Below are 12,876 nucleotides of genomic sequence, written 5' to 3'. Positions count from 1 at the left end.
CGCGCGCGCCCGCAACAAATATGCCCCTGACCCATTCGGGAGATCATGGAAGGATCGGGACCACTCGGGCATGCGCCACCACCGAATCTCCCCGCATTGCGCGGACTTTCCTCAGTGCTTGCACGAGAGCACGTAATTCCGTGCGCGCAAGCAAGCTAAACTTGCTGCCCTCTAAAGGAAGCGAGCCCTCAGATGACCAGCCAGGATCTGGACGCGTTCGCCGCGTGGGTCGAAGACCTGATGCGCGACCGCGGTTACGACATCGACAGCCCGCGCGGCGGCGGCAAGTCGCGGATAGCGGACGAAGCGGGGGTCCACCGGGCCGCCGTCACCCGTCTACTGCAGCGCCAGAGCATGCCGGACCTGGAGACGACGCGCCGGCTCGCCCGCGTGCTGGGCGTCCCGGTCCGCGAGATGCTGATCCGATCCGGCCGCCTGACGGCGGAGGAACTGGCCGACCCGCACGACTACTTGGCCGCGCCCGCACCGAGCGCGGAGTTCGCCCGCCGGCCGACACTGGAGGAGGTGGCCGACCTGCTGGGGGTGCCGTCGGACCGACGGGAGATGTTCGTGCGGGTGGTGGAACAGTTCCTGCCGAACGACGCACACGACCAGCCGGTGGACGCGGCGACGACGACCGCGGACTGAACGCCTTTTTGTTGGACGCGCCATCAAGGAGACCCGTGGGCCGACGGGTGCTCTTCACGGGGGGTGGCGCAGGCGCCCCGTGAGGGGCGCGGGGAACTGCGCGACCAGCCCCCACCACCCGCAGCGCCCCCCACCTCAGGGAACCCCATCCCTCCCTTCAACCACCTCACAGATTTAGTTGCGTGCGCGCACGCTCTCTGTCACAGTTGGTGCAGCGGCGGAGCTGTGCCCGGCGCCCCGCCCCCTCCGCACGCATCCCACCCGCTGCCCCGAGGTGACGCATGACCACACCCACCCCACCCGCCTCGTTCCCCGACGTCGAGGCGATGATCGTCGACGTCCTGGCCGACGACCCCCGGCTCTCCGGCGCCACCGTCGCCGTACAGGCGCCGACCGGCTTCGACGGCACCACCCCCGCCGTCTTCGTGAACCGCCGCGGCGGCGCCTGGGTCGGCGAACGCCACGTCGACCAGCCGCTGATCGAGCTGGAGGTGTACGGCCCGACCAAGCAGGCCGCACACGTCCTGGCCAACGACGCCCGGCAGATCCTGCTGTCGATGGCGAACAACCGGTACGGCACGAACCTCGTCACGGAGGTCGAGGAACAGGACGGCCCGCGCTGGCTGCCCGACTACCTCTACTCGGCGGCCAACCGCTACGTCACCGTGATGAAGGTGTACGTCGACGTCTACTGACGGACGACCGGCGGACGACGCTCCGCACCCCACAGACCGAAGGCCCCGCCACCCCGGCGGGGCCTTCGCCGTACCCGGACACCGCCGGGTACGGCACCCCACCCGAACAACCCACCTCATAACAAGGAGAAACCACCATGGCCGGAACCAACTCCTCCGAGATCCGCATCGCCGGCGTAGGCCGCCTCTACGTCGCCACCGCCGACACCAAGGTGCCGACGACCTTCTCCTCCGACACCGCCACCGACTGGGCGAGCTGGAAGAACCTCGGCTTCACCTCCGGTGACGGCGTCACCTTCTCCAAGAAGGACAAGCTGGAGCCGGTCGACGTGTGGCAGGCCGTCAGCCCGGTGCACTTCGTGTACTCGGACCGCGACCTCACCCTGAAGTTCTCGCTGATGCAGTTCAACGAGGACACGCTGCCGTTCTTCATGGGCGGCGGCACGGTGGACGCGGTGACCGGTTCGACCGGTGTCTACAAGTACGACATCGCCGACCGCCCGTTCGCCGACGTGCGCGCCCTCGGCCTGGAGTTCACGGACGTCCGGGCGAGCGACGGCACCACCGTGACCTACCGCTTCGGCATCCCGCGCGGCCAGGTCACCGCGGCGGACGACATCAAGCTGGCCCGCAAGTCGGCGGCCCAGCTCGGCATCACCTACACCGCGATGGCCGCCGCCGACGGCTCGGCGCTGGCCAGCTTCGTGATGAAGGACGCCGCGTACGCCGCGTCCTGACCCCCCCCGGGGTGGGGCGGACCCCGGTCCGCCCCACCCCTGCCTCCTCCTCTTTCCTTCTCTGCCCAAGGAGTCCCCATGGCCCGTTTCGACGTCAACGCCGCGCGCGCCCAGCGCCTCGAAGCCCTCGGCCGTACCTGGTCGTTCGAACTCGACAGCGAGAGCTACACCCTGCCCACGGAGCTGACGCGCGCGACCGCGAAGGCCCTGCGCAAGCTCGACGACAACGACGTGGACGGGCTGCTGCGCCTGCTGCTCGGCGAGAAGCAGTTCACCCGCTTCGAACAGCACGAGGTCACCATGCAGGACATCGCCGCCATCCTGGAGGCCTACGGCAAGGAGACGGGGCTCGGCCTGGGGGAAGGCTGAGCCTCGTCGGGTTCGTGGACGAACACGCCGAGGCCCTCGAAGCGGACCTGCTCCGCTACTACGGCATCGACCTGCTCGACTGGCACCGCGAGACGCTGACCGCACGGCGTCTCGCGCTGCTCATCAAGCACCTGCCGCGCGAGAGCGCGCTGAACAGGGAGCTGCACGGCGAAGCCGCCGAGTGGTCGGTCTCCGACCATCTCCTCGCCGCCGCGGTGGACCATCTGGCGGCCGCGAACTGGATGTTCGCGAGCGTCAACTCGGAGGAGGGCGACCAGCCGGAGCCTCCGGCGCCGGTACCGAGGCCGTCGTACGACGACGCGGGACCGCCCTCGGCCGAAGAGGACCCCGAGCCGGCCGCGGCCCCGCCCGCCTCCGATTCGGCACCGTCGGCCGTCCAGCTGGCCCGCTTCTTCGGCTGACCAGGCCGTACGGCGCCCCGGTCGGCCGCCGCTCACTCGTCCCGGCGCCGACCGGGGGCCCGGCCCTCCAGCTCGTCCGCGAGGGCCCGGGCCCGGTCGGAGAGCCGGGTACCGGGCGCGTCGGCGGCCTCCTGCTGCCCCCGGTCCTCCGCCCGACGCCCCTTGTCCCGGCCACCGCCGGAGCCATCGCGTTTCAACGGAGGCACACTGGGCCGTCCGTTCCGCCGCACGACCGAACGCCGTTCGGCGGCGGCCGGCACCGCCCGCTTCCCCCGCACCTCCCGCGCGGACAGCAGGGTGTCGGCACCGGGCCCGGCGTCGGCATCACCGTCGACGTCATCGACGTCGTCGGCATCTTCAGTGTCGTCGGCCTCGTCGACGAAGCCGTCCCACGGCGTCCCGTCCGCGACGGACCGCTCCCGCTCCCCACGCTGCTCTACCCGCGTCAATTCGGACGGCGGCCGCAGAAGCTGGACATAGGGCAGCGGAATCACATCACCGCCCTGCTCCCTCTCCGTCTCCGTCCTGCGGGCGCGCCGAGGTCGCCGTCCGCTCCGGGCGTCCTCCTGCCCCTGGAGATAGGCAGCCGTGATCCGCTGCTCGTACGCCCGCCGTACGGCCGGAAGCTGCTCGTCGACCACATCGGCCCAGCCGGCGCTGTAGGCGGCCGTCTCCCGCCGGTCGAGCTCGCCTCGCGGCAGGATGACCAGGTCCTCGGGCTGGTAGCCGAGGCTCAGCACCAGCTCGGAGAGACGAGCGATGAGATGTGGCAGATCAGCTGCCTGTTCCAGCCAGTCGATCACGTGCCGTTGTCGCGCGCTGCTCGCGTCCCCGTCCACCCCGTAGGCCTTGCTCTCGTCCCTGCCCCATCGCGCCCCCCGCGCGAGGACGGCCGCCCGGTGGCCGTCCACCGTCGTATGACAGGCCCTCAGGTCCCTTGTCAGGCCGCACCGTTCACTTTCGATTCACCGACGGGAGAACGGCCGGATCCTACTCCACGGATCTGACACAACATCCACTGCACCCTCGCAACGCCGCAGGTCCAGACCCGGTGGCAACGGAGAGTGAAACAATTCGGCTTCGCCAAACACGGAGCGACACCAACAGATTACTCGTACACTAGTTCGAACAGACGCTTCGAACGCGTCAGGAGCGCCCACCTGTACCACCAGCCCAGCGGACAGACCGGAAAGCAGGACGACGACATGGCGACTGGCCCGAGCAACTTCCCGCAGCAGCCGATCGACACCTACTCCCGCCTCGCCCACCTCCTGCACTCCCCCGCGCCCGACCGCGAGGCACTGCTCGACCGGCTGTACGAGGAACTGCTCACCCGCGAGTCCCGCGCCTACGCCGCCGGCTGGACGGACGCCCTGACAGAAGCCCGCCGAAGCCGCCCCTGAACCCCGGCTCACACGGCGAACGTGCACCACACCGACTTCTCGCCGCACCCCGCCCGGTGCCACCCCCACCGCCGCGACACCGCCTCGACCGGCCGCAGCCCCCTCCCGCTCTCACCCAACGGGTCGCTGTTGAGGGCGAGTTGAGGCACCCGCCCCGGCTCCCGATCGACCACCACCACCCGGAGCGACGGCGGCGCGAACCGCCGCCCACCCCGCCCCAGCACCAGCTCCAGCCCGGCGAGCCCACCCCCGTGCCGTACGGCGTTCGCGCACAGCTCCCCGGCGGCCAGCTCGACGGAGTCGACCAGCTCGGGCAACTGCCATCGCTCCCGAACCCACACCCGCGCCCGACACCGGGCCTCGGCAACGGGCCGAAGCGGATCGAGAACGGAACCGTCCCAGCCGACGCGGGTGGGGGTGGTGTCGAAGCAGCAGGGGTCCATCGTTCACCTCACGGGAGTCGAGGAGTGGCTTGCGCCACACCGTAGCGCCGACTCCCAACCCGTGAGACCGAGTTCACTCCAACGAGTTGTAATCCGATGTTCGATGGACGGGTCCGGTGCAGGTCGGCAGACTGTGCGCGAGCGACGAGAGGACGACATGGCACCCAGGCAGGCCCCGACGGTCCGGCAACGCCGTTTCGGCGCCGAGCTACGACGGCTGCGGGAAGCCATCGGGATGTCGGCCCCGCGCGCGGCCGAGCTTCTGGGCACCGACCGCACCACCATCTCCAACACGGAGGCGGGCCGCTTCGGCATCAGTGAGCAGCGCCTGCGGCGGATGGCCGCGATCTACGAGTGCGACGATCCGACGCTGGTCGACGCGCTGGCGACGATGACGGGCGGGCGCAACTCCGGCTGGTGGGACGAGTACCGGGGCAAGGTGCCCCCGGACTTCCTGGACCTGGCCGAGCTGGAGCACCACGCGGCGTCGCTGCGCACGCTCCAGACGGCCCACGTGCCGGGCATGTTCCAGGTCGAGGACCACGCCCGCGCCCTCTTCGACCTGTTCATCCCGGCGTTGCCACGCCTTGAGGTCGAACTGCGCATCGCCCAACGCCTCGCCCGCCACTCGGTGATCACCAAGGAGCCGGCCGTGCCGTACCGGGGCGTGATCCACGAGACGGCGCTCCGTATGCAGGTGGGCGGTCGGCAGGTGGCCCGCGCCCAGCTCGACCACCTGCTCGCGGAAAGCGAGCGCGAGAACGTCACGCTCCTCGTGATCCCGTTCAGCGCGGGCGGCTTCCCCATGTGCGGCGACTCCGTGCTCTACGCGTCGGCCACCAGCCCGCACCTCGACACCGTGCAGGTGGACTCCCCCACCGGCGCGGTCTTCATCGACGCCCCCGGCCAACTGGCCAACTTCCGGCGTCGTATGGACGCGGTCGAACAAGTAGCGTTGAATCGCAGCCAATCGAGGGACGCCGTCCTCGGCGTCATCAAGGAGCTGTAAGAGGAAGCCGCCGTGCCCGAGTTGAAGTGGGTCAAGTCCTCGTACTCCGAGGCATCCGCGAACAACTGCGTCGAGATAGCCGCCGCCGGCCCCCTGATCGCCATCCGCGACTCCAAGGACCCCCTCCATCTCCCCTCGACCACGGTCGGGCGGGCGGCCTGGACGAAGTTCACCGAGGCTCTGGGACACCCCTTGCCCCCGCGGTGACCGGTGACCCGAGATCCCTGTCGTGTACAAACGAAGACGGGTCCTGGGCACTTACCTCGGTATGGCGCTGGCCACCCTCCTCCCCGGCGTGCGCGTGGTGGACTTCGACACGCCGTGGGTGGGCTTCGTGGTGGCCGGGTTGGTCTTCGTCATCCTGAACCAGTTGATCCACATCTACCCGAGCGACATCCGGAACGCCCCCGCGATCCCGCTCCTGGTCCTCGCGGCGATCGGCATCGTCCAGGACACCCTGATCTGGCTCCTCGTCTCGTGGATCACCGCCAGGACGGGCTCCGGCATCCACGTGGACGGCTTCCTCACGGCCCTGGCGGCCGGCGCGGCAGTCCGCGTGACGGTCCTGGCGCTTTTCGTCCTGGGCCCGCAGCCGGCCGGCGAGGCCCCGTAAACCCGTGCACACCGCACTCGCCGCAGGCACGAATCACGCCGTCCCTTCGGCGTCGTATCGCTGCTGTTCATACCCCAGCAGTTGCGCTATCGGCGGCTGCGAAAGCACAGGGTGGATCTGGTTCCTGACCACGGCCCCGAAACCGCCACCGTGGGAAGGAGAGGACGTCGCCGTCGTGTACGAGGAACGAAAGCCGTCGTCCGCGGAGAGCGTGCGCTACCTCGCGTCCTTCGGCTCCCGCGCGGGCGTCGTGGTTCAGTCACTCTTCACCCTGCTGATCGTGGCCGCAGCGGCGGCAGGCGCCCTTTCCTGATCCAGGCTGAACAGGGCCGCCGGCGCGAGGGGCACGAGAACCTCCAGGCGCGGAGTGCGCGCGGGAAGAAAGACGGTCGCTACTGAGAGAAAGCGACCGCGCCCAATGCAGTCGCCGCTGCGGCCAGGCACAGACCCACGATGACCAGGTATCCCACCTGAGTCCTCCACATCGCCTTCTTCAGGACCTTTTCGGTAGTCGCCCGGTCCGGCTTGCGAGGGTCGTAAACGACGCTGACGACGGACTCGTCTTCCGCGAGCCCAAGATCCTCGGCCGACATCGTGACGTAGTGCCTTTCATTGCTTTCGTCCCGGTAAATGACGTCGGTCGATGGAATGTTCGCGTTCCAGCTCGTACCGCCACATCGGCCTCCGGTTCGAACCCCTCTGCCGGCGCATACACCAGGAAGATGATCAAAGCGGCCCGACTCTCATTTCCCCCACACCTCAGTGATCCTGCACAACGCCTCGAAGGGGAGCACGCCGGGCCACTCCGCGACATGACAGAGACGGATCACAGCGAATAGAAGAGCAACATCAGACCCAGACTCAAAACCCCGCCACCGGCCCATGCAATAACGTGCTTGGGCTTCCGAGGGTAATCCGGATCGGTACGCGCCGTATTCCAAATGGTCACAGCGACCACGAAACAGATGAACGCGAGCACTATAAAACCGGTCCCGATGAACCAGAACAGGATTCTCACAGTTCCTCCCCCTCCGAGTGCCTCGGTAAAGAGTAACTCGGCCTGCATCGACCAAGCAATAGCGAGAGTCCGAAAGGAATACCCGCCCCACTCCAAATCAACCCGACATGTGCGGATTTCAGATGACATCCGCACATCAAGAAGAAGGCTGCCCCATGGGAAAGCACAGTACGGACGATGTCTACGACAAGGTCACAGACATCGAGCAGAAGCTGGACAAGAGCCGGCCTCAGCAGGGTGCAAATGCTGCCGTGACGCAGCAGTACCTGGACAAGAAGATCGCATCCCTGAAGACCGCCATCGAGAACGCCGGAAAGAAGGACGACGAAGAGAAGAAAAGGTGGCAGGACCTGGTCAAGGACTGGGAGCCGGTAAAGGCATTTCTTGAAGTCCTGAACGGCAAGGACGTGGTAGCGAAAATCATTCTGGGGCTGGGTGCCGCAGCCGCTGCCATCGGTGCTATCGGCGTCAAATTCTTCGATCTGGAAGCAGCCGTAAAGGCCTTGACGCTGGCCTTCACCGGGCGGGAGCGGCAGGGCATCCTCTGGGGTCGCAGTCGCGGGACCCCGCAGGAACGACAGGAACAGCGGCGGTTCTTCGGTGTCGGGGAGAACGGTCTTCCCGGGCTCCAGCGGCCGGAGCCCGAGGCACAGCAGCCGAATCTTCCCTCGGTTGCCGAGATCACCCGCGTCAAAGACGCGATGAATCTCCTCAACGCCGAGGTCGGTACCTACCGCGAAAAGGTGCGCGGTCTCGCCACCCCCCGCGCGATGCGCCAGATGGCCTCCGCCGCCAAGAAGTTGGAGAGCGCGGCGAAGAACCACCAGTCCGTCGACACACTCGCCGGCTCGATCCGTGAGCTCAACGCCGAAATGCGCGAGCTGGCCGGCACGGCCGCGAGCTGACACCCACGCCGAGGAGACCACACATGAGCCTCGTCAGTTCACTGAAGAAGGCGTCCGGCTCCCTCCAGGACTTCAAGGAGAAGGCCTCTGGAGCGGGTACGGCGGCGAAGAACGTCGGCAGCGCGGGTCAGAAGGGTGCCGGACAGCTCAAGAGCCTCAAGTCCGCCGCCCAGGACTCCGGAAAGGAGCTGAAGGACCTCAAGTCCGCCTCCGACAAGGCGGAGAAATCCGTCGCGAAGGCCGGCAAGACCGGCTCCAGTGCCGGGAAGAACCTGGGGAAGTACGAGTCCGGGGCGAGCAAGGCCGCCAAGGGCCAGGACAAGATGAACAAGTCGATGAAGGGCAACTTCTTCGGCCTGCTCATGCAGTTGCTCCAGCCGCTCATCGACAAGGTCATCGACATGGTGACCAACTCGAAGACCATGCAGAAGGTCCTCAAGCAGGCCTTCGAGGTCATCAAGACCGTGATCAGCAACGTCATGAAGGCCATCGGGCCGATCATGAAGAACGCCGGCAAGCTGATCAAGTCGGTCTGGAGCGGCATCAAGACGGCGATCACGAACATCGTGAAGGCCGTCGCCACCGTCATCCGCACCTACGTCACCATGTGGAAGACGATCATCAGCGGCGTACTCAACGCGATCCGCTCGGTCGTCTCCGGGGTGTGGAAGGGCATCAAGGCCGTCATCTCCCCGGTCGTCAGCTGGATCAAGTCCGCGATCCCCAGCGCCTTCAAGGCGGTCAAGGACCGGCTCTCCAGCATCTGGGGCGGGCTCAAGGGCATCGCGAGCCGCGCCTTCGACGGCATCAAGGGCGCGGTCCGCGGCCCGATCAACGCGGTCATCGGCATCATCAACTCCGCGATCGGCGCCCTCAACGGCATCCACGTCTCCATCCCGGGCTGGGTGCCCATGGTCGGCGGCAAGACCTTCGGCGTCAGCCTGCCGAGGATCCCGGCGCTGGCCACCGGCGGTGTCGTCATGCCTCGCTCGGGCGGTGTCCCGGCGCTGCTGGCCGAGGCCGGTGAGGCGGAGGCCGTACTGCCGCTGAGCAAGCTCGACCGGCTGCTGAAGCGGGCGGCCGCGCGCGGCAGGACGTCCGGCGCCACCGACGGCGCCGGCGCGCTGCACATCGAGCACTACTACGCGGCCGAGACCAGCAGCCCGCAGCGCACCGCCGACGCGCTGATGTTCCTGGCGAAGGCGCGAGGATGAGTGCCGCGCTCGGGGCCGTACCGGCCAACCCGGTCGGTGGTTTCATCCCCACCGTGCGGTCCTTGCGCGCGCGTGCCGAACAGAGCGTCACGGCGCTGCGCACCGTCACCAGCCGCTTCAAGGACGCCGTCATCGGTGTCGACCGCCTCGCCTCAGCCGCGGCCGAGGCCGTCGGGACCGTACGGAAGACGAAGGAGGCCGCCGAGGCGACCGCCCGTTCCGTCACCCAGAACGGACGGACGGCCTCCACCGCGGCAGGCGGGGTGAAGTCCCTCAAGGGCCGTACCAGGGGCGCAAGCTCGAAGCTGGGCATGCTCCTGACCGGCCTCGGCGGCGTCATGTCCCTGATCCTCAGCCTCGTCGATCTCGCCGGCCCCCTCGGCGGTCTCCTCGACGCCTTCGGCACCGCCATGACCATCGGCTCCGGCGTGATGATCCTCATCAACGTCCTGACCCGCGCCAACCCCATCGGCTTCGTCACCGGCATCCTGCTGCCCGTCGCCGGCTGGCTGATCGACATCGCCGTCAACTCCGAGACCGGGCAGCGCCTGATGGACCAGCTCGCCAAGCTGATCCTCCAGTACGTCCAGAGCTACCTGACCATCCTCACCCCGATCCTCAAGGCCGTCGCCGGTGCCGTGAACACGTACGTCACCGGCTACCTCACCGTCATCACCGGCGTCCTCACGGCCCTCGGCACCCTCATCGGCTCCGGCTTCGCCGTCCTCAAGGCGCTCACCACCGGCGACACCCGGGCGCTGAGCGGCAAGGTCTCGGCGGTCTGGAGCGGGTTCAAGAGCGCCGTCCGGCCGGTCCTGGACTGGATCACGAGGGACATCCCCCGCGGCTTCACCCGCATCAAGGACGCCACCTCCCACGCCCTCAACGCCATGGGCCAGTTCGTCACCACCGGCGCGCAGACCGTCGCCGGGGTGATCAAGGGCCCGATCCAGGGGCTCGTCGCCTTCGCGAACTGGGTGATCGACGGGCTGAACAAGCTCAGCTTCAGCTTCTTCGGCAAGAAGTTCGGCGTGCATCTCAGCAAGATCCCGATGCTGGCGGAGGGCGGGGTCGCCGTCCCCGGCGCGGCACGGCCGGGCAAGGTGCTCCCCCTCACCGCCCTCGCCCGCAGACACCCCACCTCGGTGGGCCCAAGCCCCCACCGCATCGAGGAGTTCCACGAGAGCCACGGCGCCGGCGCCCACGCCACCGCGACCGACCTGCTCTTCCTGGCCTCCGCCCACGCCTGTCCCTGACCCCTGTGAGGTGAAGGCCCGATGGCCGACCTGACCACAACCGCATACACCGACGACGTTCCCCCCGGCTCACTCATCACCCGCGACGGGCAGATGCAGTGGGCCGGACTGCTGATGGGCCCCGGTACGCCGTACGAGATCGGCAGTGACGGGCTCACCGGCTGGGAGGACCTCCCGGACTACGACACCACCGACGCCGACCACCCCACCGCGCACGGCGCCTGGCCGGGTGCGCGGTACGCCAAGCCCCGCAAGGTCGGCGGCACGGTGTGGACCGTACCGCCGTCCGACGACACCGACTCCTACCTCTCCGTGACCCGCGCCCTGCGCCAGGCCCTGCTGCTCGGGGACTCGGAGCGCTGGCTCGCGGTGCGGCTGCACGGCGAGACGCTGGCCGTCCGGGCCCGGGTCGGCCAGCGGGTGCTCGCCGCCGACCGCACGTACACCACGCAGGGCGTCTCCAAGGCGTCCGTGCAGTGGTACGCGACGGACCCGCGCCGCTACGCCGTCGACGAGCAGACGGCCGCGACCGGTGCCCCGCAGCCGGAGAGCGGGCTCACCTGGCCGCTGACCTGGCCGCTGTACTGGGGCCAGGCGGCCTCCACGGGCGACGTCAACGCCGACAACAACGGCTCGGCGCCGACCCACCCCGTGCTCACCTTCACCGGCCCCTGCGCCTACCCGACCGTCACCGACCGGACCTCGGGCCGCAAGCTCCGCTACGAGATCACCCTCGCCGCGGGCGACGAGCTGGTCGTCGACACCGCGGAGGGCACCGTCACCCTCAACGCCACCGCCTCCCGCCGCCACACCGCCGCCACCGACAGCAGCCCCGAGGAACTCTTCGCCTTCGAACCGGGCCGCGCCCAGCTGGCGTTCCGTCCCGACACCTACGACACCGGCGCGCAGCTGTCCGTCCGCTGGCGCTCGGCGGAGTGGTGATCGCATGACGGTCGCAGCCTCCTGGCTCAGCCCCACCGGGCAGACCAGACAGGACACCCGGCTCACCCTCTCCGGCCTGCTCACCGTCAACGCGAGCACGGCCGAGAACGTCCCGCTCAAGGCACGAGGCGGCGTCGTGCCCGGCGGGTTCGTTCTCACCGGCGGCACCGGGACGATGACGTTCACGATCGGCACCGGGCGGGCCTTCGTGCAGAGCGCGCTGATCCCCCAGGGGTGCTACCCGGTGGCCGTGACGGACCCGGAGACCCTCACCGTGCCGGACGGCGACGCCCAGTACTCCCGGATCGACCTGGTCGAACTCGCCGTGCTCGACGACGAGTTCGACGGATCGGGGGCTGCCACGGCGGTCGTACGGCTGGTGAAGGGCACGCCTGCCGCCACTCCCGTCGTGCCCAGCGCCCCGAACGGCCAGGCCCTGCCGCTCTACCGGGTCCTCGTCCCCGCCGGCGCCTCGGCCGGGACCGGTGGGCTCGCCTGGGACACGGCGGTCACCAGCCTTCGCTACGCGACCGCGGCGCTCGGCGGCATCGTCCCGGCGAGCGGCTTCAACGGCGCGTACGCCGGCCAGTACCGGGACACCCCGGGCACCCTCCAGCGCTGGGACGGCACCGCGTGGGTGTCGTACCCGAAGGCGGTCGGCGGGATCGCCCCGACCGGCGCGCTGAGCACCGGCAGCTATGTGGGCCAGTACCAGGAGAACGCGAGCGGGCTGCTGCAGCGCTGGGACGGCAGCGCGTGGCAGTACGCCGAGGGCCGCTCGAAGATCCTGCTCAGTGTCGAGCAGGGCACCGCCCAGTCCGTGGCCACCGGCAGCTGGACCCAGATCACCATGTCCACCACCGACGTGGACGACGTCGGCGGCTGGTCCGGGTCGAACACGTACACCGTGCCCCGGGCCGGGTGGTGGCGGGTGACCGCGGCCATCACCTGGTTCACCGAGTCGACGACCGGCTCGCGCGGCGCCCGGATCTACCAGAACGGCTCCGGGCTGCCGCGCGCCACCTGGCTGGTCGGCGCCGGTCCGGGCGCGACCAGCGTCGGCGGCGGCGCGCTGGTCAAGTGCGCGGCCGGCGACAAACTCGCGCTCTACGGGCTGCAGAACTCGGGCTCCACGATCACCACCCTCGGCGGCTCCGGCTACGCCACCGGCCTCACCGCCGAATGGCTCCGTTCCTGACCCC

The 12,876-nt window shown here is 69.1% G+C and carries 17 protein-coding genes; 15 read left to right on the top strand and 2 right to left on the bottom strand.

The genetic code is table 11. The features are described from left to right. Window positions 1–192: 192 nt before the first annotated feature. From ACZ4UV_RS15440 to ACZ4UV_RS15420, 5 genes are all read left to right on the top strand, one after another. Window positions 193–648, top strand: a complete 456-nt coding sequence (locus ACZ4UV_RS15440) for a helix-turn-helix domain-containing protein (RefSeq protein ID WP_390043402.1) — start codon at window positions 193–195, stop codon at window positions 646–648. A gap of 281 nt (window positions 649–929) precedes the next feature. After that, the gene (locus ACZ4UV_RS15435; protein ID WP_451016371.1) at window positions 930–1,343 is read left to right on the top strand and encodes a hypothetical protein; all 414 of its coding nucleotides are present in this window, start codon (window positions 930–932) and stop codon (window positions 1,341–1,343) included. 137 nt (window positions 1,344–1,480) lie between these two features. Next, on the top strand, window positions 1,481–2,080 hold the full coding sequence (locus ACZ4UV_RS15430; protein ID WP_351487298.1) for a phage tail tube protein: 600 nt from the start codon (window positions 1,481–1,483) through the stop codon (window positions 2,078–2,080). Window positions 2,081–2,158: 78 nt separating this feature from the next. Continuing rightward, window positions 2,159–2,449 (top strand): hypothetical protein, encoded by a 291-nt coding sequence (locus ACZ4UV_RS15425; protein ID WP_351487295.1) that lies wholly within the window; start codon window positions 2,159–2,161, stop codon window positions 2,447–2,449. Window positions 2,450–2,514: 65 nt separating this feature from the next. Continuing rightward, window positions 2,515–2,871, top strand: a complete 357-nt coding sequence (locus ACZ4UV_RS15420; protein WP_351487372.1) for a hypothetical protein — start codon at window positions 2,515–2,517, stop codon at window positions 2,869–2,871. A 32-nt stretch (window positions 2,872–2,903) separates the two neighbouring features. On the opposite strand, the gene ACZ4UV_RS15415 is transcribed toward ACZ4UV_RS15420, so the two are convergent. Further along, the gene (locus ACZ4UV_RS15415) at window positions 2,904–3,782 is read right to left on the bottom strand and encodes a hypothetical protein (protein WP_451016370.1); all 879 of its coding nucleotides are present in this window, start codon (window positions 3,780–3,782) and stop codon (window positions 2,904–2,906) included. A gap of 294 nt (window positions 3,783–4,076) precedes the next feature. Here ACZ4UV_RS15415 and ACZ4UV_RS15410 point away from each other — a divergent pair, with 294 nt between their 5' ends. Continuing rightward, window positions 4,077–4,274, top strand: coding sequence for a hypothetical protein (locus tag ACZ4UV_RS15410; protein WP_390043397.1), 198 nt, complete (start codon window positions 4,077–4,079; stop codon window positions 4,272–4,274). Window positions 4,275–4,282: 8 nt separating this feature from the next. Here ACZ4UV_RS15410 and ACZ4UV_RS15405 read toward each other — a convergent pair whose 3' ends face one another. Then, a complete protein-coding gene (locus tag ACZ4UV_RS15405) occupies window positions 4,283–4,717 on the bottom strand; it encodes an ATP-binding protein (RefSeq protein ID WP_467838300.1) in 435 nt (144 codons plus the stop codon). A gap of 157 nt (window positions 4,718–4,874) precedes the next feature. On the opposite strand from ACZ4UV_RS15405, the gene ACZ4UV_RS15400 reads away from it, so the two are divergent. The 9 genes from ACZ4UV_RS15400 to ACZ4UV_RS15360 all read left to right on the top strand — a co-directional run bounded on the left by ACZ4UV_RS15400 (window position 4,875) and on the right by ACZ4UV_RS15360 (window position 12,872). Continuing rightward, window positions 4,875–5,726, top strand: coding sequence for a helix-turn-helix domain-containing protein (locus ACZ4UV_RS15400; protein WP_451016368.1), 852 nt, complete (start codon window positions 4,875–4,877; stop codon window positions 5,724–5,726). Window positions 5,727–5,738: 12 nt separating this feature from the next. After that, window positions 5,739–5,933 (top strand): DUF397 domain-containing protein, encoded by a 195-nt coding sequence (locus ACZ4UV_RS15395; protein ID WP_451016367.1) that lies wholly within the window; start codon window positions 5,739–5,741, stop codon window positions 5,931–5,933. Window positions 5,934–5,955: 22 nt separating this feature from the next. Further along, a complete protein-coding gene (locus ACZ4UV_RS15390; RefSeq protein WP_451016366.1) occupies window positions 5,956–6,339 on the top strand; it encodes a hypothetical protein in 384 nt (127 codons plus the stop codon). A 175-nt stretch (window positions 6,340–6,514) separates the two neighbouring features. Beyond that, the gene (locus tag ACZ4UV_RS15385; RefSeq protein ID WP_451016365.1) at window positions 6,515–6,652 is read left to right on the top strand and encodes a hypothetical protein; all 138 of its coding nucleotides are present in this window, start codon (window positions 6,515–6,517) and stop codon (window positions 6,650–6,652) included. 860 nt (window positions 6,653–7,512) lie between these two features. Then, the gene (locus ACZ4UV_RS15380; protein WP_451016363.1) at window positions 7,513–8,262 is read left to right on the top strand and encodes a hypothetical protein; all 750 of its coding nucleotides are present in this window, start codon (window positions 7,513–7,515) and stop codon (window positions 8,260–8,262) included. A 23-nt stretch (window positions 8,263–8,285) separates the two neighbouring features. Next, window positions 8,286–9,476, top strand: a complete 1,191-nt coding sequence (locus ACZ4UV_RS15375) for a phage tail protein (protein WP_451016362.1) — start codon at window positions 8,286–8,288, stop codon at window positions 9,474–9,476. Next, window positions 9,473–10,732 (top strand): phage tail family protein, encoded by a 1,260-nt coding sequence (locus ACZ4UV_RS15370; RefSeq protein WP_467838295.1) that lies wholly within the window; start codon window positions 9,473–9,475, stop codon window positions 10,730–10,732. The genes ACZ4UV_RS15375 and ACZ4UV_RS15370 overlap by 4 nt, the downstream gene beginning before the upstream one ends. Window positions 10,733–10,753: 21 nt before the next feature. Then, window positions 10,754–11,674: a phage distal tail protein gene (locus tag ACZ4UV_RS15365; protein ID WP_390043385.1), complete on the top strand. Its 921-nt coding sequence runs from the start codon at window positions 10,754–10,756 to the stop codon at window positions 11,672–11,674. Window positions 11,675–11,678: 4 nt separating this feature from the next. Beyond that, entirely contained in the window at window positions 11,679–12,872 is a 1,194-nt protein-coding gene (locus ACZ4UV_RS15360; protein ID WP_451016360.1) for a hypothetical protein, read from the top strand. Window positions 12,873–12,876: the final 4 nt, after the last annotated feature.

It is taken from the genome of Streptomyces sp. NPDC028289, from assembly GCF_055565975.1.
The sequence above is the reverse complement of the archived record's forward strand: the minus strand, read 5'-3'. Positions and strand labels throughout refer to the sequence as shown.